Source organism: Streptomyces araujoniae (genome assembly GCF_050871195.1).
In the GTDB taxonomy this organism is placed as follows: domain Bacteria; phylum Actinomycetota; class Actinomycetes; order Streptomycetales; family Streptomycetaceae; genus Streptomyces; species Streptomyces bacillaris.
Window position 1 is genome coordinate 2,376,227 of record NZ_CP194070.1, and the last position, 20,723, is coordinate 2,396,949.

General features: G+C 73.9%; 16 protein-coding genes. 6 read left to right on the forward strand and 10 right to left on the reverse strand.

From position 1 onward, the window contains the following. Positions 1–110 precede the first annotated feature (110 nt). Positions 111–1,484, forward strand: a complete 1,374-nt coding sequence (locus ACQ9ZG_RS10155; protein WP_109916824.1) for a coiled-coil domain-containing protein — start codon at positions 111–113, stop codon at positions 1,482–1,484. 34 nt (positions 1,485–1,518) lie between these two features. Here the strand turns inward: ACQ9ZG_RS10155 and ACQ9ZG_RS10160 are convergent, their stop codons facing one another. Beyond that, positions 1,519–1,911, reverse strand: a complete 393-nt coding sequence (locus tag ACQ9ZG_RS10160) for a hypothetical protein (RefSeq protein WP_499281661.1) — start codon at positions 1,909–1,911, stop codon at positions 1,519–1,521. Between ACQ9ZG_RS10160 and ACQ9ZG_RS10165 the strand changes: the two genes are divergently transcribed. The 4 genes from ACQ9ZG_RS10165 (at position 1,838) to ACQ9ZG_RS10180 (ending at position 9,111) form a co-directional block, all read left to right on the forward strand. Then, positions 1,838–4,516: a serine/threonine-protein kinase gene (locus ACQ9ZG_RS10165; RefSeq protein ID WP_499281588.1), complete on the forward strand. Its 2,679-nt coding sequence runs from the start codon at positions 1,838–1,840 to the stop codon at positions 4,514–4,516. The two genes, ACQ9ZG_RS10160 and ACQ9ZG_RS10165, sit on opposite strands and share 74 nt — an antisense overlap. A gap of 2 nt (positions 4,517–4,518) precedes the next feature. Then, positions 4,519–5,958, forward strand: a complete 1,440-nt coding sequence (locus ACQ9ZG_RS10170; RefSeq protein WP_499280321.1) for a protein phosphatase 2C domain-containing protein — start codon at positions 4,519–4,521, stop codon at positions 5,956–5,958. A 41-nt stretch (positions 5,959–5,999) separates the two neighbouring features. Continuing rightward, positions 6,000–7,361 (forward strand): vWA domain-containing protein, encoded by a 1,362-nt coding sequence (locus ACQ9ZG_RS10175; RefSeq protein WP_499280323.1) that lies wholly within the window; start codon positions 6,000–6,002, stop codon positions 7,359–7,361. A 94-nt stretch (positions 7,362–7,455) separates the two neighbouring features. After that, on the forward strand, positions 7,456–9,111 hold the full coding sequence (locus ACQ9ZG_RS10180; RefSeq protein ID WP_499280325.1) for an FHA domain-containing protein: 1,656 nt from the start codon (positions 7,456–7,458) through the stop codon (positions 9,109–9,111). 54 nt (positions 9,112–9,165) lie between these two features. Here ACQ9ZG_RS10180 and ACQ9ZG_RS10185 read toward each other — a convergent pair whose 3' ends face one another. Beyond that, positions 9,166–10,176, reverse strand: coding sequence for a methyltransferase domain-containing protein (locus tag ACQ9ZG_RS10185; protein ID WP_109914007.1), 1,011 nt, complete (start codon positions 10,174–10,176; stop codon positions 9,166–9,168). 127 nt (positions 10,177–10,303) lie between these two features. Here ACQ9ZG_RS10185 and ACQ9ZG_RS10190 point away from each other — a divergent pair, with 127 nt between their 5' ends. Then, positions 10,304–10,708 (forward strand): globin, encoded by a 405-nt coding sequence (locus ACQ9ZG_RS10190; protein ID WP_018487225.1) that lies wholly within the window; start codon positions 10,304–10,306, stop codon positions 10,706–10,708. A gap of 253 nt (positions 10,709–10,961) precedes the next feature. On the opposite strand, the gene ACQ9ZG_RS10195 is transcribed toward ACQ9ZG_RS10190, so the two are convergent. The 8 genes from ACQ9ZG_RS10195 to ACQ9ZG_RS10230 all read right to left on the reverse strand — a co-directional run bounded on the left by ACQ9ZG_RS10195 (position 10,962) and on the right by ACQ9ZG_RS10230 (position 20,670). Continuing rightward, positions 10,962–11,663: a DUF8010 domain-containing protein gene (locus ACQ9ZG_RS10195; protein WP_028415163.1), complete on the reverse strand. Its 702-nt coding sequence runs from the start codon at positions 11,661–11,663 to the stop codon at positions 10,962–10,964. Then, positions 11,660–12,082: an acyl-CoA thioesterase gene (locus ACQ9ZG_RS10200; protein WP_026237383.1), complete on the reverse strand. Its 423-nt coding sequence runs from the start codon at positions 12,080–12,082 to the stop codon at positions 11,660–11,662. The genes ACQ9ZG_RS10195 and ACQ9ZG_RS10200 overlap by 4 nt, the downstream gene beginning before the upstream one ends. Before the next feature lie 5 nt (positions 12,083–12,087). Further along, the gene (gene ettA, locus ACQ9ZG_RS10205) at positions 12,088–13,752 is read right to left on the reverse strand and encodes an energy-dependent translational throttle protein EttA (protein WP_018487228.1); all 1,665 of its coding nucleotides are present in this window, start codon (positions 13,750–13,752) and stop codon (positions 12,088–12,090) included. 370 nt (positions 13,753–14,122) lie between these two features. Then, positions 14,123–14,470 (reverse strand): VOC family protein, encoded by a 348-nt coding sequence (locus ACQ9ZG_RS10210; RefSeq protein ID WP_109916228.1) that lies wholly within the window; start codon positions 14,468–14,470, stop codon positions 14,123–14,125. A gap of 170 nt (positions 14,471–14,640) precedes the next feature. Beyond that, entirely contained in the window at positions 14,641–16,182 is a 1,542-nt protein-coding gene (locus tag ACQ9ZG_RS10215; protein ID WP_499280326.1) for a Cys-Gln thioester bond-forming surface protein, read from the reverse strand. 189 nt (positions 16,183–16,371) lie between these two features. Then, positions 16,372–16,857 (reverse strand): single-stranded DNA-binding protein, encoded by a 486-nt coding sequence (locus ACQ9ZG_RS10220; protein WP_028415160.1) that lies wholly within the window; start codon positions 16,855–16,857, stop codon positions 16,372–16,374. 112 nt (positions 16,858–16,969) lie between these two features. Then, on the reverse strand, positions 16,970–19,030 hold the full coding sequence (locus ACQ9ZG_RS10225) for a YfjP family GTPase (protein ID WP_499280328.1): 2,061 nt from the start codon (positions 19,028–19,030) through the stop codon (positions 16,970–16,972). Beyond that, positions 19,027–20,670, reverse strand: coding sequence for an ATP-binding protein (locus ACQ9ZG_RS10230; RefSeq protein ID WP_018487233.1), 1,644 nt, complete (start codon positions 20,668–20,670; stop codon positions 19,027–19,029). Before ACQ9ZG_RS10230 ends, ACQ9ZG_RS10225 begins: the two co-directional genes overlap by 4 nt. Between the last annotated feature and the right edge of the window lie 53 nt (positions 20,671–20,723).

The window sequence follows — 20,723 nt, forward strand, 5'->3', positions numbered from 1 at the left end:
GAGCGCGTCAGCACCCGAGGGGGCGCGTGCCGGAGTGGACACGTACGTACCGGAGCAACTTGACCCCCGTCCGGCCCACAGGCCCGACGGCGAGAGCGGAGAGGTGATCGATGAGCGTCGCGGGATCCTTCCCCGGCTTCGCGGGGAGGCCCCCCGGCCCGGCGATGGACCGGGAGGAGGCGGACCGTGCGCTGGCCCGGCTCGGCGCGGAGCACGAGGCCATCGAGACCTCGCTCCTCGCCCTTCAGGACCACGCCGGACGCCGGCTGCTGGAGGGGGCCGAGCTGTCCGGCGTCACCCGGGAGCGGTGGGCCGCGACCGAGCGCTCGATCACCCTGCTGTGGGGGTACTTCGACGCCTACGCGGGTGCGTTGGAGGAGGCCAGGGACATACGGGCCCGCCGCCGCCACCCCAGCCGGGAGGACCTGGCCGCCCTCACCGAGCTGCTGCGCGGCGAGGCGGTCACGGTCGCCAACCCCGATGCGGCGCCGCCTCCTTCGGCCGCCGTCCCGGCCCGGCTCTCGGAGCGGTTCTCGCTCCAGGAGCTGGTCGCCCGGATGAACGAGCTGTACGCGAGGTCGCTGGACATGGTCGTCGCGTCGGATTCCGTCTGGTCGGCGCTGCCCGCCCGGATCGACCTGCTCGCCGCCGAGCTGCACCGCACCCGTTCGCTGGCCCACTCGGTCGGTGTGCGCCCCGGTGAGCACCCCGCCGGGGACGACCTGGAGGAGATCACCGAGGAGCTGGCCACACTGCGGGTGCAGGTGATCTCCGACCCGCTGGCGTTCTGGCTGCCCGGTCCCGGCAGCGCCGCGCCCGGCGGCGGCCGCCCGGACACCTCCCGCTACGACCGGGCCGCCCGTGCCCTGGAGGACGTACGGCGGGAGATCGAGGCGGTGCTCGCGGTGCGGCAGGACGCCGAGGCGCGGCTGATGCGGCTGCGGGACGTGCTCTCGCGGGCCGACCGCACGCTGACCGAGGCACGGGCGGCGCGCGGCGAGGTGCTGGCCAAGATCGCCGCTTCCGAGGTGCCCGCCGTCAGCGGACCGCCGACGGCCCTCCAGGAGCGGCTGGCCGCCGCCGCCGAGTACCGCAGGCGCGCCCAGTGGCACCGGCTCTCCCCGCTCCTGGAGGCGCTGGAGCAGGAGGCGGAGGACGAGTTGCTGCGCGCCCGCGAGTCGCTGACCTCGGTGACGGCCCCGCTGGCGATCCGCGCGGAGCTGCGCGGCCGGCTGGACGCGTACAAGGCGAAGGTGGCCCGGCACGGTCTGGCGGAGGACCCGCTGCTGATCGAGCGGTACGACGCGGCGCGCCGGATGCTGTGGAGCGCGCCGTGCGATCTGCGGGTGGCCGAGCAGAACGTGCTGCGCTACCAGCAGGCGGCCGCCGAACTGCTGACGCCGAGGCCACCGGAGGGATCCGGGGGACCGACGGGGTCCGCGGAGCCCGAGGACCGGCGGGGTGACCGGGGGGAGACACGATGAGTACGCAGTGCCAGCGCCCGGAGTGCGAGGGCGCCTACGAGGACATGGGCGGCGGTGAGCTGTACTGCGACACCTGCGGTCTGGCCCCGGTCGTCTCGCCGACGGGCATGGTCTCCTCACCGCCCACCGGGATCGCGGGCGGGGGCAGGGCGGCGGGCCGGGACAGCTCCTCGCAGCGCTCGTCCTCCAGGGCGTCCTCACGCTCCTCGTCCCGTTCGTCGTCCTCGCGGCGCTCGGTGTCGGGGCGGCTGTCGCGCTCGCTCTCCGGCTCCGCCGCCTCGCGTTCGGTCTCGGTGCGCTCCTCGGGCGCGTCGGCCGCCTCCTCCGCCCGGGGGCGGCTCGGCGTGGGGCTGGTGGAGGTCCCGGGCGTGCCCCGGCCCGACCCGCGGACGGCGGTGATGGAGAACCCGGAGGTGCCCGAGCGCAAGCGGTTCTGCTCGCGTTCGGACTGCGGGGCCCCGGTGGGCCGTTCGCGGGGTGAGCGGCCGGGCCGCACGGAGGGGTTCTGCACCAAGTGCGGCCACCCGTACTCCTTCGTGCCGAAGCTGACCGGCGGCGACATCGTGCACGGCCAGTACGAGGTGGCCGGCTGCCTGGCGCACGGCGGGCTCGGCTGGGTCTACCTCGCGGTGGACCGGGCCGTCTCGGACCGCTGGGTGGTCCTCAAGGGGCTGCTGGACACCGGCGACCAGGACGCGATGGCGGCGGCCATCTCCGAGCGCCGCTTCCTCGCCGAGATCGAGCACTCCAACATCGTCCGCATCTACAACTTCGTGGAGCACCTGGACCAGCGGACCGGTTCGCTCGACGGGTACATCGTCATGGAGTACGTCGGCGGCAAGGCGCTCAAGGAGATCGCCAACCAGCGCCGCACCCCCTCGGGGAGGCGCGATCCGCTCCCGGTCGAGCAGGCCTGCGCGTACGGGATCGAGGCGCTGGAGGCGCTCGGCCATCTGCACAGCCGCAACCTGCTCTACTGCGACTTCAAGGTCGACAACGCGATCCAGACCGAGGACCAGCTCAAGCTGATCGACATGGGCGCGGTCCGCCGCATGGACGACGACGAGTCCGCCATCTACGGCACCGTCGGCTACCAGGCCCCCGAGGTGGCGGAGGTCGGCCCGTCCGTCGCCTCCGACCTGTACACGGTGGCACGGACGCTGGCGGTCCTCACCTTCGACTTCCAGGGGTACACGAACGTCTACGTGGACTCCCTGCCCGACCCGGACACCGTCGAGGTGTTCCGTGCCTACGAGTCGTTCTACCGCCTGCTGGTCCGGGCCACCGACCCGGACCCGGGCCGCCGGTTCGCCTCCGCGTCGGAGATGGCCGAGCAGCTGACGGGGGTGCTGCGCGAGGTCGTGGCGCTCCAGAGCGGGCGTCCGAGGCCGGCGCTGTCAACACTGTTCGGCGCGGAACTGCGGGTGACGGACACGGAGTTGTTCGCCGAGCAGGTGGACGACGTCTCCCGGCTGGGCGCCCGCCCGACGGCCCCGGGACGCGGCGGACTCTTCGGCAGGCGCGGCGGCGGTTCGAAGGGCGGCGCGGCGGGCTCGGGGGCGGGGTCGTTGCCGGGGATCCCGGCGCAGGGCGGCGGCGCACCGGGGCAGGGTGGTTCGGCGTCGGGCGGCCCGGTGGCTCCGGGGGCCGTGACGTCGGCGGTGGCGGGTGCGCTGCCGGTGGGCGGGCAGCCGCCCGGAGCGGGCGCAGGGCGCGGCGGCCCGGGGGCGGCACCGCTGACGGCGACGGCGACGCATGTACGGGGCGGGGCGCAGGGCACCGGCCCGCAGGGCGGCTCGCACGCGGGTTCGCGGGGAGGTCCGTCCCCGGGGGCGCAGGGCACCGGCCCGCAGGCAAGCCCGTACGGCGGTCCGCGAGCCGGAGACGTCCGGGAGGGCGCGCACGGCGGCCCGCGAGGTACCGGTGCACCGGGCGAGTCGCGGGGCGGCGGTCCGGCCGCCCACGCACACCCCGCGCCCTCCCCCGTACCGACAGCGCACCGGGAGGCCGGATCCGGCCCCGCCCGCCCCGGGCCCGCCACCCCGTACGGCCCCTTCGGGGCGGCGGCCGGGGGTGTCCGGCTGGCCCCGTTCGACGCGCCGGCGACCGCTCTGGCGCTGCCGGTCCCCCGGGTCGACGCGAACGACCCGAACGCGGGGTTCCTCGCCGGGCTGATGGCCTCCGCGCCCGCCGAGCTGATCGCGGCCCTGGAAGCGGTGCCCGCGGCCTCCTTGGAGACCCGGCTGCGGGAGCTGCGGGCCCGGCTGGAGCTGCGTGAACAGGACGCCGCCGCTGCCGCGTCGGCCGCCCTGGAGGCCCGGCACCCGGACGACTGGCGGGTCGTCTGGTATCGGGGCGTCACCTCGCTGGTGACCGGTGATCACGAGGTCGCGGCGCTCTCCTTCGACGCGGTGTACGACGCGTTCCCCGGGGAGCCCGCGCCCAAGCTGGCGCTCGGGATCTGCGCGGAGGTGCTGGGCCAGCTGGACAACGCCGCCGAGTACTACCGCCTCGTGTGGGCGACCGACCCGGGGTTCGTCAGCGCGGCGTTCGGCCTGGCCCGGGTGCAGATCGCGGCCGGGGACCGGGCGGCCGCGGCGCGGACCCTGGAGTCGGTGCCGGAGGCGTCGATCCACTACACGGCGGCCCGGGTCGCCACCGTCCGGGCCCGGCTGCGCGAGCGGGACGCGGCCGAGCCGCTGACGGCCGACCTGACGGCGGCCGGTGCGCAGGTGGCGGCGCTGACCGGGTTCGGTCTGGACCCGGTGCGCCGCGAGCAGTTGACGACCGAGGTACTGGGCAAGGCCCTGGACTGGGTACTCTCCGGTAGTCCCGGCGCCCCGCCGCCGGGCGGATCGGCGGCCGGGCCTCCGGAGACCCGGAAGCTGCTCGGTGCCGAACTGGACGAGCGGGGACTGCGGTTGGGCCTGGAGCGCTCGTACCGCATGCTCGCCCGGCTCGCGCAGCGGGGCGAGGAGAGGATCGAACTGGTGGAGCGGGCCAACCGTTTCCGCCCCCGGACGTGGGTGTGAAGATGTCAGAGAGCCACCAGCAGCCCGCCCTGGCGCGATGCCCCGGCTGCGAGGAACCGCCGGCGTCCGGCGACCTGTTCTGCGGCGCGTGCGGTTACGACCTCTCGGCCGTGCCGTCCCGCCCCGACGACCGGCCGACGCTGCCGGTCGGCGTGGCGCCGGGTGCGCAGGTCGCCGTGGAGTGGCCCGCCGCGGCGGAGGCGGACAGCTCCGATGTGCCCGCGCCCACGCACCGGGCGACGGACCTGCCCGGCACGGACTCGGGCGGCAACCTGTTGCCGACGACTCCCCCCGTGTCCCAGGCCCCCCGGACGGCACCGCCGAGCCCGGCGGCCACCACCGCCCCCGAGGCCTCCGCCGCCGACAGGGCCGGCCCGCCCGACACCTCCGCACCCGCCCCCGGAGCCTCCGAAACCCCGGACGTCCCGGATGACTTCACGCTGCCCGCGCCCGACCCCCGTGCGGCGGAGCCCGCCCCGTCACCGCCCGCCACCGGGACGAAGGTCTGCGTGGCCTGCCGGTCCGGCCGGGTCGACCCCGACGGGTACTGCGAGAACTGCGGGCACGCCCAGCCGCGTGAGCGCGACCACGTGGAGCAGGAACTCGGCTCGGTGGCCGCCGTCAGCGACCGGGGCCTGCGCCACCACCGTAACGAGGACTCCTTCGCGGTCTCCTCCACCGCGCTGCCGGACGGTTCGCCCGCCGTCATCGCGATCGTCTGCGACGGTGTCTCCTCCGCGAGCCGGCCCGACGAGGCGTCGGCCGCCGCCGCCGGCGCCGCCAACGAGGCGCTGCTGGAGTCCCTGCCGCGCGGCACGCACCCGCAGCAGGCTATGCACGAGGCGATCGTCGCCGCGGCCGAGGCCGTCAACTCCCTGGCCGAGGAGCCGTCCGGGGCGGCGGAGCCCGAGGCCCACCGGCGGCAGAACGCCCCCGCCTGCACCCTGGTCGGCGCGATCGTGGCGGGCGGGCTCCTGGTCGTCGGCTGGGTCGGGGACAGCCGGGTCTACTGGGTGCCGGACGACCGGAGCGGCCCGCCCGCCCGGCTCACCGAGGACGACTCCTGGGCGGCCCAGATGGTGGCGGCGGGTCTGATGAACGAGGCGGAGGCGTACGCGGACGAGCGCGCCCACGCCATCACCGGCTGGCTCGGCGCCGACTCCTACGAACTGGAGCCGCACACCGCCGCGTTCAAGCCGGACCGCCCCGGCCTGGTCGTGGTCTGCACGGACGGCCTGTGGAACTACGCGGAATCCGCCGAGGAGATGGCCGCGGCCGTGCCTCCGGAGGCGCACCGGAGCCCGCTGCGGGGCGCCCAGGTGCTCGTCGGGCACGCGCTCGACGGCGGGGGCCACGACAACGTAACAGTGGCGCTGCTGCCGTTCGCCGTGCAGCCGCAGGGGGCAGGATCGAGTCCGGGACCGGCCGGCACCGCCGTGTGAACCACCGGGCCGGGCGAGCCACTAGTAGGGGGACAGACCGGATGGCCAACTTCTCCAAGTCGAGCGTGCCGCGATTCTCCGTCGAGGTGTACCAGAACGAGTTCCTGCCGGAGGGCGGCCGCGAGGTCAACGCGATCGTCACCGTCACCTCGACCGGGGGCGGCACGACCGGTGGCGTCCCGCTGCCGGGGACCGCGCCCTCGGCGGCGTTCGCGCCGGGGCGGGCGGCGGACGCGGCGGTGGTGCTGATGGTCGACTGCTCCGGTTCGATGGACTATCCGCCGACGAAGATGCGCAACGCGCGCGACGCGACGGCGGCGGCCGTCGACACCCTGCGCGAGGGCACACGGTTCGCGGTGGTCGCCGGTACGCATGTGGCCAGGGACGTCTACCCGGGCAACGGACGGCTCGCGGTGGCCGACGCGACAACGAAGGCGCAGGCCAAGGAGGCGCTGCGGAGGCTGAGCGCGGGCGGCGGGACGGCGATCGGCAGCTGGCTGCGGCTGGCCGACCGGCTGCTGGGCGCGGCCGACGCCGACATCCGGCACGGCATCCTGCTGACCGACGGCCGCAACGAGCACGAGGCCCCGGAGGATCTGCGGGCCACGCTGGACGCCTGCGCGGGCCGCTTCACCTGCGACGCCCGGGGCGTCGGCACCGACTGGGAGGTGAAGGAGGTCACCTCGGTGGCCTCCGCGCTGCTCGGCACCGCCGACATCGTCGCGGACCCCTCGCACCTGGCCGCCGACTTCACGCGGATGATGGAGAACGCGATGGGCAAGGAGGTCGCGGACGTGGCGCTGCGGCTCTGGACGCCTGTCGGGGTGGAGATCCGGTTCGTGAAGCAGGTGGCGCCCACGGTCGAGGACCTGACCGGCCGGCGCACCGAGGCCGGCCCGCGCGCCGGGGACTATCCGACCGGGTCCTGGGGCGACGAGTCCCGCGACTACCACGTCTGCGTTCGGGTCCCGGAGGCCGGGATCGGCCGGGAGATGCTGGCGGCCCGGGCCTCGCTGATCCTGCCCGACCCCACGGGCGCGGCGGCTCCGCAGGTGCTCTCGCAGGGGCTCGTACGGGCGGTGTGGACGGACGACATGGTGGCCTCGACCTCGATCAATCCGCAGGTCGCGCACTACACGGGCCAGGCGGAACTGGCACAAGTCATCCAACAGGGGCTGGATGCGCGCAAGTCCGGCGACTTCGACGGGGCGACGGCGAAGCTGGGCCGGGCGGTGCAGCTGGCGTCGGCTTCCGGGAACGAGGAGACTGCGAAACTGCTTTCGAAGGTGGTCGACGTGGTCGATGCGGCGACCGGTACTGTGCGACTGAAGGCGAAGGTCGCGGAGGCGGACGAGATGACCCTCGAAACGCGCTCCACCAAGACGGTCCGCGTCAAGAAGTAGCACGTCAGCGGTACCACGTCTTCGCCGGTACACGAAGCCACGATCGACAGCATGACGGCCCCGGGGCCGGACGAGGAGAGGGGGAAGCGCCGACATGCCGACCTGCCCGAACGGACACCAGTCGGGTTCCGAGGACTGGTGCGAGGTCTGCGGACACCGCATGACCGGAACGGGCGCCCCCGCCGGCGCCGTGCCCCCGCCCCCTCCGCCGCCCCCCGCACCCGGCTACGGCTACCCGCCTGTCGGCAACGACGGCGGCCCTCCGACGATGCAGGCGGAGCTGTGCCCGCAGTGCCGTACGCCGCGCGAGGCGATGGCGCCGTTCTGCGAGGAGTGCCGCTGGAACTTCATCACCAGCACGGCGACCTCGTACACACCGCTGGCCCCGCGCCACAGCACGCCCGGCGGCTCCGGTGCACCCGGCGGCCCGCCGCCCGGTCTGAACCTGCCGCCCGGCTTCCTGGCCCAGCAGGGCCCGCCGTCCGGCCAGGGCGCCCAGGGCGGTCCCGGCGGTGCGCCGCAGCAACAGGACCCGTACGAGTTCCAGGGCTCGCGTCCCTCACAGCTGAACCGCCCCGCCGAACCGCTCGCCCCGGAGCGGACCGGCGACGACGGCCGGGGCCCGCACGGCGGGCAGCGGGAGTACGACGGTCGGCCGGATTACGACGGTCGGCCCGACCACGGCGGGCAGCCGGGGTACGACGGCCGACAGGGACATGGCGGGCAGCCGGGCTACGACGGGCAGAGCGACCGCGACGGCCAGGACGAGCGCACCGGCTCCACGGGCCCCGGCTACCCGGGTGGTCCGGGTAGCCAGAGCGGTCCGTCCGGCCCCGGACCCGGTGGCCAGGGCGGTCCGGGCGGCCCCGGTGGCCAGGGCGGTCCCCCGCCGCAGGCGTTCCAGCAGGGCCCGCCGCCCCCGCCGGTCTTCCAGCAGGGCCCGCCGCCCGGACACCAGCAGCAGGCCCCCTCGCCCTTCGAGCCGCAGCAAGCCCCTTCGCCGTTCGAGCCCCAGCAGTCGGCGCCCTCCCCCTTCGCACCGCCCCGGCAGCAGCAACAGCCGCAACAGCCTGCGCAGCAGCGGCCGCCGCACGGTGGCGGTGAGGACGACTGGGTCCTCTCGCCGCCCTCCCAGGCCCAGGCACCCCAGCCGCCTCATGTGCCCCAGCCCCCGCAGGGGTTCCAGCAGCAGGACCCGTACCAGGGCGGAAGCCCCGACCGGAACCAGCCCCCGTCCTACGGCGGCAACGACGGCTACGGCCAGGGACAGGCGCAGGGTCAAGGACAGGGCCAGGGCCAGGGCCAGCCGCAGCAGGCCGCGCCCACCACCTGGACCGCCGTCATAGCGCCGGACCGGGAGTACTTCCTCGCGATGATGCAGCGCAGCGGCCCGGAGGCGAGCGGGCTGAACCTGCCCGCGTACTCCCCCGAGCAGCGCATGCCGCTCACCGGGAGCCAGGTCACCATCGGCCGCCGTCGGCACAGCACGGGTGAGTCCCCGGACATCGACCTGTCGGTGCCGCCGGAGGACCCCGGCGTCTCCCACCAGCACGCGGTGCTCGTGCAGCAGCCCGACGGCAGCTGGTCCGTGGTCGACCAGAAGTCCACGAACGGCACCACGCTCAACGGCGCCGAGGACCCGATACAGCCGTATGTCCCCGTCCCCCTCCAGGACGGCGACCAGGTGCACGTCGGAGCCTGGACGACGATCACGATCCGCCGGGACCAGGGTGTGTCCGGCGGATCGTGACCGGGCCCGCGACGCCTGGTGCGGCCCAACCGGCCCTGATCCGCCGGACACACCCTAGGGCCTGTCGCCCAGGGGCCAGGTGTACGGCCCCTCCGGGTCGTCCAGCCAGGCCCACTGCCGGCCGTCCGCGACCGTGACGCCGTACCTCTCCCGCTCCGGGCGCCCCTCGCGCTCCCAGAGGGAGAGGGCCTCGTGCGGATCGAGGCGGCCCGCCGTCAGGGTCAGCAGGAACCGGAAGAGCTCGTCCCCGATCGCGCGCCTCGGCACTCCGCCGGGGCGCGCGATCGGTTCCGGCAGCGGTGAGGCGCCACGCAGGGGCACGAAGTACGCCGGGGTGTGCAGGAAGTGCCCCTCGGCGCGCGGCCCGTACGCCGTCGCGCGGACCTCCAGCAGGACGATCCCGGTGGCGACCGGGGCCAGGATCAACGCGCCCGGGGTGCACTGTTCCGGCCAGGCGGGCGGTACGGAGGGGAGCGTGCAGGTCGCGATGATCCGGTCGTACGGGGCCCGCTGCCTGCAGCCCCGGGCCCCGTCGCCGGTGACGACCGTGGGGCGGTACCCGGCGGCGGCGAGATGGGCGCGGGCCGAATCCGTGATCTCCGGGTCCAGATCGACGGTGGTCACCGCCGCGTCGCCGAGCCGGTGGGAGAGCAGCGCCGCGTTGTAGCCGGGGCCGGTGCCGATCTCCAGGACGGTGTGCCCGTCCCGTATCTCCAGCGCCTCCAGCATCAGGGCCATCAGCGAGGGCTGGCTGGAGGACGAGACCAGCTCGCCGTCCCGCATCCGGGTGGCCAGCGCCTCGTCGCCGTACACACCGCGCAGCCAGCGCCGGCGCCGTACGGGGTCGGGGTCCTCGCCCCAGAGCCGCTCGTAGCCGCCGATGCCGTGCACGTAGTAGTACGGCACGAACAGATGGCGCTCCACCTCCTCGAAGGCGGCCCGCCAGGCGGGGTCGGCGAGCCCGCCCCGCGCGACGATGTTCCGTACGAGGGTGTGCCGCGCCTCGTCGGCCTCGGGGTCGGAGCCGGATCCGGTCCCGGCGGGGACTTCCCGGTGTGCGCCCATGTCTCCACTGTCCTGCGGTGGGGCCGCCGAGGCGACCGCACCCGACCGGACACGGCTCGTGGCGGGGTTCCCGGCCATTGGTCCTAGGACCCCTGACCTCGGCCGCCGCGTCTGCGACCATGGACGGGTGACAGAGATTCCGCGCGACACGCTTCAGGAGCAGACCTTTTACGAGCAGGTCGGCGGCGAGGAGACCTTCCGGCGCCTGGTCCACCGCTTCTACGAGGGAGTGGCGGGCGACGAGCTGCTGCGGCCGATGTATCCGGAGGAGGACCTCGGCCCGGCCGAGGAGCGTTTCGCCCTGTTCCTGATGCAGTACTGGGGCGGCCCGCGCACCTACAGCGACCACCGGGGCCACCCGAGGCTGCGGATGCGGCACGCTCCGTTCCGGGTGGACCGGGCGGCCCATGACGCCTGGCTGGCTCATATGCGGGTGGCGCTGGACGAGCTGGGGCTGGCGCCCGAGCACGAGAAGCAGCTGTGGGACTACCTGACGTACGCGGCGGCCTCGATGGTCAACACGGCGGACTGACGCGCACCGGGCCGGGACGGGGCTGACGAGCCGGGCGATCCGATCCGCCCGGCTCAGTTGCGCCCGGGACAGTTGGCGCCCGGGACGTTAGCAGCCGCTCGGTCGTGCCCGACCGAAGCCGGCCGGTCATGCCCCACGGTGCGAGCTGCCCGGCCTGGGCCGCCGGTCGGAGCCACTCAGCCGGTGCCACCGATCAGAGCCGCGTCAGAATCAGAGCCGCGTCGGAGCAGCGTGACAGCGGCCGCCGGAGCGCTCAGTTGTGCTCCACGGTCAGCGCCAGCGCTCCCAGCCCGCCCACCGGATCGCGCCGCAGGGCGACCGACCCGAACGGGGTCCGCAGCCGCAGCCAGCCGCCCGCGGCGAGGAGCGAGACGGGGAAGCCGGGGTCGGCGCGGAGGAAGCCGAGGGACTGCGCGGCGTGGACGGCCCGCAGCGGCAGCTCGGTGGTGCCGACCGGGCGGGACCAGATCTCCCGGCCGATGCGGTCGCGCTCGGCACGGGTGCGCAGCTCCTCGGGCAGCGCCTCGTCCCGCGTACGGAATTCGGCGACGGCCTCGTCGAGGGCGGCGCGCAGGGCGTCGGGGCCGGGCAGCCCGGCCTGTTCCCGCCAGGGTCCCCGGGGCGGCAGGACACCGGTCCAGGGCGGCCCGGTGACGGGAGCGGGCAGTGCACCGCCCCGCCCCCCGGGCCCCTCGTCGGAGACGTCGAGGGACTCCAGCAGTTCCCCGGCCGACACCGTGACGTCGAGCGTCTCGGGCCGGGCCAGGCGGGCGGCGCGGATGGCGAGGACCTCGAAGGAGGGCGGGCGGCCGAACACGGCCAGTGCGTCGCCGCCGCCCGCCTGCAACCGGACCGCGGCGGCCCGGTCGTAGTGGAGCAGCCGCCCGAGGAAGGCGGCGAGATCCGCCGCCTCCCTCGGGTCGGCGAACAGCAGCGACTGCACAGGCACGGTCATGCCGCGGCGGGCTCCTCTGCCAGGTACTCCTGGAGGAAGAGCTTCTCCTCGGCGGAGATCCGCCGGGGCCGCTCCGCCGCCAGGTCGTACGGGACGACGACGGTCGAGGCCCGTACGTACACCTGCTCGGGGTCCTTGATCTCGTAGGCGATCGTCAGCGACGCGGCGCCTATCTTCGTGACCCACGACTCGACGGTGACCGGCTCGTGCCGGTGCACGAGCGGCCGTACGTAGTCGATCTCGTGCCGGGCCACGACGGACCCGCCCGAGAACGACGGCGAGCCGTCCCCCGGCGCCAGCCGGAACATGAAGTCGATGCGCGCCTCCTCCAGGTAGCGGAGGAAGACCACGTTGTTGACGTGGCCGAAGGCATCCATGTCCGACCAGCGCAGCGGGCAGCGGTAGAGGTGACGAGCCAAGACCATCAGCCTCGCGTGAGCTTCTTGTAGGTGGCGCGGTGCGGACGGGCCGCGTCCGGGCCGAGACGCTCGATCTTGTTCTTCTCGTACGACTCGAAGTTGCCCTCGAACCAGTACCACTTGGAGTCGCCCTCGTAGGCGAGGATGTGCGTGGCGACGCGGTCCAGGAACCAGCGGTCGTGGGAGATGACCACTGCGGCGCCCGGGAACTCCAGGAGGGCGTTCTCCAGCGAGGACAGGGTCTCGACGTCGAGGTCGTTGGTGGGCTCGTCGAGGAGCAGCAGGTTGCCGCCCTCCTTGAGCGTCAGCGCCAGGTTGAGGCGGTTGCGCTCACCACCGGAGAGGACCCCGGCCGGCTTCTGCTGGTCCGGGCCCTTGAAGCCGAACGCGGAGACGTACGCCCGCGAAGGCATCTCGACCTGGCCGACGTTGATGTAGTCCAGCTCGTCCGAGACGACGGCCCAGAGGGTCTTCTTCGGGTCGATGTTGGCGCGGGACTGGTCGACGTAGGAGATCTTGACGGTCTCACCGACGCGGATGGAGCCGCTGTCGGGCGTCTCCAGGCCCTGGATCATCTTGAACAGCGTGGTCTTGCCCGCGCCGTTGGGACCGATGACGCCGACGATGCCGTTACGGGGCAGCGTGAAGGACAGGTCGTCGATGAGGACCTTGTCGCCGAAGGCCTTCGAGAGGTTCTCGACCTCGACGACGATGGAACCGAGGCGCGGCCCCGGCGGGATCTGGATCTCCTCGAAGTCCAGCTTCCGCATCTTGTCGGCCTCGGCCGCCATCTCCTCGTACCGGGCGAGACGGGCCTTGGACTTGGTCTGGCGCCCCTTGGCGTTCGACCGCACCCACTCCAGCTCCTCCTTGAGGCGCTTCTGCCGCTTCTCGTCCTTGCGGCCCTCGACCTTGAGGCGGGCGGCCTTCTTGTCGAGGTACGTGGAGTAGTTGCCCTCGTACGGAATCGCGCGGCCGCGGTCCAGTTCGAGGATCCACTCGGCGACGTTGTTGAGGAAGTACCGGTCGTGGGTGACGGCGACGACGGCTCCCGCGTACTTCGAGAGGTGCTGCTCCAGCCAGTTCACCGACTCGGCGTCGAGGTGGTTGGTGGGCTCGTCGAGGAGGAGCAGGTCCGGGGCCTCGATGAGGAGCTTGCAGAGCGCCACCCGGCGCTTCTCGCCACCGGAGAGGTTGACGACGGGCCAGTCGCCGGGCGGGCAGCCCAGGGCGTCCATGGCCTGCTCCAGCTGGGCGTCCAGGTCCCACGCGCCCGCGTGGTCCAGGTCCTCCTGGAGCTTGCCCATCTCCTCCATCAGCGCGTCGGAGTAGTCGGTCGCCATCAGCTCGGCGACCTCGTTGAAGCGCTTGAGCTTGCCCATGATCTCGGCGGCGCCGTCCTGGACGTTCTCCAGCACGGTCTTGCTCTCGTCGAGCTCCGGCTCCTGCATGAGGATGCCGACGCTGAAGCCGGGCGACAGGAACGCGTCACCGTTGGACGGCTGCTCCAGGCCCGCCATGATCTTCAGCACCGTGGACTTGCCGGCGCCGTTGGGCCCCACGACACCGATCTTCGCACCGGGCAGGAAGTTCAAGGTGACGTCGTCAAGGATGACCTTGTCGCCGTGCGCCTTGCGCGTCTTGCGCATGGTGTAGATGAACTCAGCCAAGAGAAACCGTCCGGCAGCAATAGAGGTGTGGGCAGATACACCCCATCTTGCCTGACGTCCATCCCTGGGTGGTAACCCGTCCCGTCAGGGGGCCGTGACCTGGGCCCCGGCGGTCCGACCGCGTAGTTGACCTGTCACTGGCTGTCCCCTGCGGTCGCTCCTGACCGGCCTGGCACGGCCCGGGGACGGCCAGGGACGGCCGAGGGGCGGCCCGGGAGGGCGCTCCGTCGTGGATGCTGCCGGCACTCGATGCGGACTGCCGGTCCATCGACCCGCCACTACCCGCTCCACGAAACGACCGTCCCGGTCGCGGCCATCAGCAAGTGGCTGTGACCGGCGCTTTCGCCAGGGGTGCGGGAGAGCGGGGCCGTCAGCGGTGGCCCAGCACATTGACCACCCGTCCGCTGGGATCGCGGACGAAGAACCGCCGCACGCCCCACTCCTCATCCCGCAACGGGTACACGATCTCCGCACCGCCCTCCCTCATGGCCGCGTAAGCCGCATCCACGTCGTCCACCTCGACACTCATGTCGGGAGCGACAGGCGCGGTCTTGTCACTGTCCATGATGCTGATCTGCGCCGCCGGGGTGGCCGGGGAGGCGAGGGTCATGATCCAGCCGTGGTTCATGACCTCCTCGAAGCCCAGCAGGCCGTAGAACTCCCGGCTCTCCTGCAGCGCCTCCGACCGGATGTTGGGCACGACACGGCGAACGGTCATCGACACCTCCGAGTGAGATCCGAGCGAGAACAGACGTGTCTCCATTCTCCGCAGGAGTACCACACCACGGAAACCCGTCCGAGAACGGCCGGGCTCCGGCCCCGGGGAGCAACCGGCTCGGGCCATGGGCACCGGCCGGTTCCGGTCCGGGACCGGCCCCGGGCCCTCCGTTACGCGCCGGGCTGCCCGGCCGCTTCCTTCCGGCGGAAGACGAAGAGGGTTCCGCCTCCGACGACGAGGAAGCCGACGGCGAGGGCGGCGATCATCGGGGTGGTGCTGGAGCCGCCGGTGGCCGCGAGGTCGCCCTCAAGGCCCGAGGTGGCGGTGCCGGTGGAGGCGGGGAGGGAGCCGCGGGCGCTCTGGGCGTTGATACCGCTGTCCTCGTCGGCCGGAAGATCGTCGCCGGTGGCGATGACGCTGCCGCTGGTGGCGCAGTCCAGGACGCCGGTGAAGCTCTTCCGGAAGCCGCCGGGGCCGGTGATGGTGAAGTCGTACGCCTGGTCCTCGGCGACCGGGACGGTGACCGTCTCGGTGGCTCCGGCGGCCACGGTGTGCTCGGTGCCGCCCAGCTCGAAGGTGAAGGGCCCGTCGCCCCGGTTGGCGGCGGTGATGTCCACGCCCCCGGCGGCGCAGTTCTTACGGGCGCTGAGGGCGGGGGCGGGGCCCGTCTCGGACCAGGTGGCGGTGGCTCGGGCGGAGACCGTGGACTCGCTGGAGCCGGCCAGGATCTGGGTCTGGGTGCGGGTGGTCCCGGCGAAGGCCCGGCCGACCGGGACGGAGGTGGTGGTCTGGACGGTGAGCGAGGCGGAGCCGTCGGCGGAGGCCTCCGGCACGTCGAAGTAGAGGCGGGCGCCGTCCCCGGCGGAGGTGACGGGGGTGCCCTTCTCGTCGGTCACCGTGATGCCGCTCGCCGCCGCGTCCACCGGCGGCGCCACGGAGACCTGGTCAGCGTCCGTGCGCACGGTCACCGGGCCCAGCCGCTCCCCGGCCCGGCCGGAGACCGCCGCGGGCTCCAGGGTCAGGGAGGCCCGGGGTTCGGCGACGTTGCGCGCGCTCTTCTGCAGCCAGTCGGCGAGCTTCTCGGCGTGCTTGTCCGACGCGGTGACATCGGCGCCGTCCGAGTAGCGCCAGATGGCGACCTGGGTGCCCGCGGCGGCGGTCCTCTCGGTGAGCGGTCCGGTGCCCGCCGCCTCGGCCAGCGCGGCGAGGTCGTCGACCTGGGGGTAGGAGTGCTGGAGGATCCACCGGATCTTCCCGGCGTTCCGGTTGGCGCCGAGCGAGGTCTCGGCCCATGGGGTCTCCAGGTACTTGGCCTGGTCCTGGGTGGGGTTGTGGAGGTCGATGCAGTACGTCTTGAGCTTGCCGCCGCCGTCCACGGTCATCTCGAAGAGCCCGGCGGGCAGTTCCTGCGTACGGGCGGGGGCACCGTTCTCGCCCGGCATCCGGAGCACGGCGTTGTCGAAGGTCTTCAGCCCGTCGAGCACCGCCGCCGCGCCGCCCTGGTGGCGGCCCGAGTCGTCGGCGGCCGCCGCCCCCGCCCCGGCCAGGGTGGCCGCCGCCGTGACGAGGCCGGAGAGCAGCAGCGCGGCCACCGGGCGGAAGACGCCCCGCCCGCGCCCGGGGGTCCTCCCGGTCCGCGCCGCTCTGCCGCGGGCGGTGTGCCCCGCCTGCGCGTCGGACGGCCGGGCGGACACTGCAGGCGCAGAAAACACAGGATTCCCCTCCGGGCGAGGCCCTCGCGCATGGTGCGCGTGTGGGGAATGCCTCGCCAGCAGACTCAAGTGACCCATGAGCTCCGGGAATCCTAAGGAACGGGCGATCCGTAATCCCCCGTCCCGCCTCCGCCCAACCATTCCGAATCGGAATCGTTATCGCCGGACCGCCCACCCCGATCAGCCCTTTCAGGACACAGCGGCTCTTTCGGTGACGCCTTCGGCAGGGGCTTCCGACAGGCCCCGTGACGCGCCGGAATCATCCTCTGACGCTCCGTCTGTTCCGCCCCGCAGGGCGGAGGTCAGGGCCGGTTCGGTCCGGACGACCCTGCGGAAGGCGGAGGTCCCCCGGCTCAGGTCATGGCCGACCGCGACCGCCTCCACATCCACGAACGTCCTTCGCCCGCCGTCCCGTTCCTCCTCGCGGATCTTCAGCCGGCCGTGCACGACGAGGGGTTCCCCGATCGCCACCGACGCGGCCAGGTTCGTGGCGAGTGTCCGCCAGGCCCAGACCGTGTAGAAGCTGGTGGGCCCGTCCGTCCACAGCTGGGTCTCGCGGTCCCGGCGCCGCGGGGTCACGGCGAAGCGAAATCGCGCCATTCCCCCGGTCGCCGTCTCGCGGAACTCCACCGCGGTGGCGGCGTTCCCCACCAGCGTCACCATCGTCCCGTTCATTTCCGCCCCCGCATTCCGTCGTCGTGTTCCGGTGACCGGTCACCGTCGTTCCCGGTCACCGGCACTGACTTCATGGTGGACGCCGAGGACGGAGTGCGTCGGAGCCTGTGGATTACCGGCCGGTTGTGGAAAACTCCGTCACCGCCGCGTACCGCTCGCGCACCTCCCGGTAGCGCACCAGCTCCGCCGAGACCGGGTCCAGGACCCTGGCCCGTCCGCACGCGGCCGCCGCCTCGCGCAGCCGCCGTTCGGCGTCCTGCCCGTAGCGCCGGGCGGGCCCCCGGATGGCGGCCGCGCAGGACCACTCCACCAGCGGCCCGCCGACGACTCCGGCCAGCATGATCAGGGCGGGGGTGACGAGTCCGGGCTCCAGGACCCCGATGATCTGGCCGAGCAGCCACAGCCCGCCGAAGATCTGGATCAGCGTCATGGACGCCTGGACCAGTACGGCGGCGGGCCACCACTTCGGCCGGGGCGGCTTGGCCGGCCGCCCGCCGAGTGCGGCACCGGTGGCCCGGCCCACCGAGCCGGCGTGCCCGCCCCCGTCCGAAGCGCCCGAGGCATGGCCGGAAGCCCTGCCCGAGGCCGTGTCCGAGCCCTTCCCGGAAGTCCTGTCCGACCCCTTCCCCGAAGACTTCCCCGTCCCCTTCCCCGAGGACCTGCTCGAGCCCTTGGCAGGACCCGCCGCCGCCTTCAGCGCCAGCTCGTCGAGCGCCTCCGGCAGCCCCTTCGCCCCGGTGAACGCGGCCTCGCGCACCGCCTGGGCCCAGGGCGCGGGCAGCCCGTCGGCGGCGTCGTCCGCGACGATCCGGACCGCCTGCTCCACCCGCTGCCGGGCCGTCAGCTCCTCCTCCGGCGGGGTGAGCGCCTGGCCCATCCGGTCCAGGCTGCCCGGCAGCCCCCGGGACTCGTACCACCGCCACAGGCGCAGCCACGGCGTCCCGCAGGCGCGCCCCGCGTTCCGGCGCCACTCCCGCTCGGCGGCCTGTCCGGCGGCGGCCGCCCCGACCGCCTCGGCCAGCCGGTCCGTGAACTCCTCGCGGGCCCGCTCCCCCAGCCCCGGCCGCCCCTCCGCCACGTACACGGGCCGCAGCCGCGCCGCAGCCGCGGCCACATCGGCGGAGAGCCGGCGGGTGGCCGCCGTACGGTCCTGGACGAACCGGCCGACCAGCTCGCGCAGTTCGGGTACCCCGTCGCCGGTCAGGGCGGAGAGGGACATGACGGTGGCGCCGGGTTCGCCGTGTTCGCCGAGGGCCATGCCGTCCTCGTCCAGGAGCCGGCGCAGGTCGTCGAGGACGAGTTCGGCGGCCTCACCGGGGAGCCGGTCGATCTGGTTGAGGACGACGAAGGTGACCTCGGCATGGCCGGCCAGGGGGCGCAGATAGCGCTCGTGCAGGGCGGCGTCGGCGTACTTCTCCGGGTCCACCACCCAGATCACCGCGTCGACCAGCGCCAGCACCCGGTCCACCTGGTCCCGGTGGGCGGTCGCGGCGGAGTCGTGGTCGGGCAGGTCGACCAGGACGAGCCCCTGGAGCGCCTCGTCGGACGCGGCGGGCCCCGGGTGCGGCCTGCGGCGGAGGCGGCCGGGGATCGCGAGGCGGTCGAGCAGCCCCGCGGCCCCGTCGGTCCAGCTGCAGGCAATGGGCTGGGAGGTGGTGGGGCGGCGCAGCCCGGTGTCGGAGATCTGGGCCCCGGCGAGGGCGTTGAACAGGGTGGACTTCCCGCTCCCGGTGGCCCCCGCGATGGCGACGACCGTGTGCCGCGAGGAGAGCCGCTGCCGGGCGGCGGCCTCGTCCAGGACGCGTCCCGCCTCGGTGAGGGTGTCCCGGTCGAGCCGGGCCCGGGAGAGGCCGACGAGTTCGCGCAGGGCGTCCAGCCGGGTCGGCAGCGGTCCGCCGGAAGGGACGTACGCCTCGACCTGCGGCCGTACGTCGTCCTCATCGGCGACGGGGGCGGAGCCCGTACGGGAACGGCCCCGGCCCCCCGTACGGGAGTCGCCCCCTGCGGAGTCCTCGACTCCGCAACCGTCGCCCCGCCCGTCGACCGCGGCCGCGCGGCGGGCGATGAGCCCGTCGTCCCAGCGCCCGTCGCCCTGCCCCGGAGCCCCGCCCTCCTTGGGCGCACCCGTGGCCGCCGTACCGTTTCCCTGGTTCTCGTCCGTGACGGCGGTCATCGCTGCCACCTCTCCTTCTGCATGACGGACAGCGCGGCGATCAGTTGGGCCTGCGGTTCGGGGGCGACGTCGAGCGCGTCGAGCGGGGCGAGGCGGCGGTCGCGTTCGCCGCCGAGCACCTGGTCCAGATAGGTCGTCAGCAGTTCGCCGCCCTTGTCGCGGAGGCGCAGGGCGCCCTGGGCGCCGATGCGTTCGGCGAGCTGCTCCCCGGCCCTGCGGGCGCGCCGTCCGCCGAGCAGGGCCGCCGCGAGCAGGGCGGCGACGCTCTCGGGGTCGGGCGCCACGCTGCGTTCGAGCTGCCGTACCTCCTCCTCGGCCAGCTCCTCCAGGACCCGTCGCCACCTCCGTACGGCCACGGCGATCCGGCCCTCGACGTCCTCGACGGGCCCCCACCCCCCGGACTCCCGGCCGGCGCCCTCGAACCGGAACACCCCGGCGGCGGGCTCGCGGCTCCACTGCGTGCGGATCTGGGCGTCGGCGGCGGAGACCGAGCACTGGAGGAGGGCGATCAGGCTGTCCACGAGGGCTTCGAGGAGTTCGCCGGGGGCGCTGTAGAGGGGGTAGCCGCGCCACCGGGTGCGCGCGTCCCCGGAGAGGACCGCTCCGCTCTGCAGCCGGCGCCGGATCCGGTCGGCCTCCTTGGCGTACGCGTCCTCGACGACGCCGGTGAGCCGTACGGAGGCGGCGTACTGCGCGGCCACGGCCGACGCCAGCGCGGGCATCCGGACGTTGAGCGACTCGATGAGCCCGGAGGCCGTACGCCCCACCGCCTGCTGCCGGGCGGCGGGGTCCTGGGCCCGGTGGGTGAGCCAGGCGCGGAGCGGGGCGACGGCGGTGGTGGGGAGCAGTCCGCTGCCGCCGCCCGCGGACTCGGGGAGTTCGGGGATGGTGAAGCGGGGTACGTCCCCGAGCCCGGCGCGGGTCAGGAGCGCCGCGTACTGCCGGGAGACCTCGGCGATCACCTGGTGGGGGACCCGGTCGAGGACGGTGACGAGAGCGGCGTCGTACTCCTTGGCCGTACGCAGCAGATGCCAGGGCACCGCGTCGGCGTACCGGGAGGCGGTGGTGACCATCACCCAGACGTCGGCGGCGCAGATGAGTTCGGCGGCCAGGACCCGGTTGCGCACGACGAGGGAGTCGATGTCGGGGGCGTCGAGGATGGCGAGCCCGCGGGGCAGGCTGACGGCGGTCTCGATCCGCAGCACGTCGGCCTCGTCGTCCGCACCGGCGCCGAGGTCGTCGAGCCCGTCGGGGTCGCGGGGCTGACCCGGCGGCAGCCAGATCCGGGTGAGCTGCGGGAGCACCCGTACGCCCGCGAACCAGTGGTGGTCGTCGGGGTGACACACCAGCACGGGCGTGCGCGTGGTGGGCCGGAGCACCCCGGCCTCGCTGACCCGGCACCCGACCAGTGAGTTGACCAGTGTGGACTTCCCGGCCCCGGTGGACCCGCCGATCACGGCGAGCAGCGGGGCTTCGGGGTCCTTGAGCCGGGGCAAGAGGTAGTCGTCGAGCTGCGCGAGGAGTTCGACCCTGGTCTGCCGGGCGCGTTCGGCCCCCGGCAGCGGGAGTGGAAGACGCACGGCGGCGACACGGTCGCGCAGGGCGGAAAGTGCGTCGATGAGCTGAGGCCGTACGTCCATGGTCACCACATGCGAAGAATGCCCAATTTTGGCGCCCTTTTGAAGCTTATAGA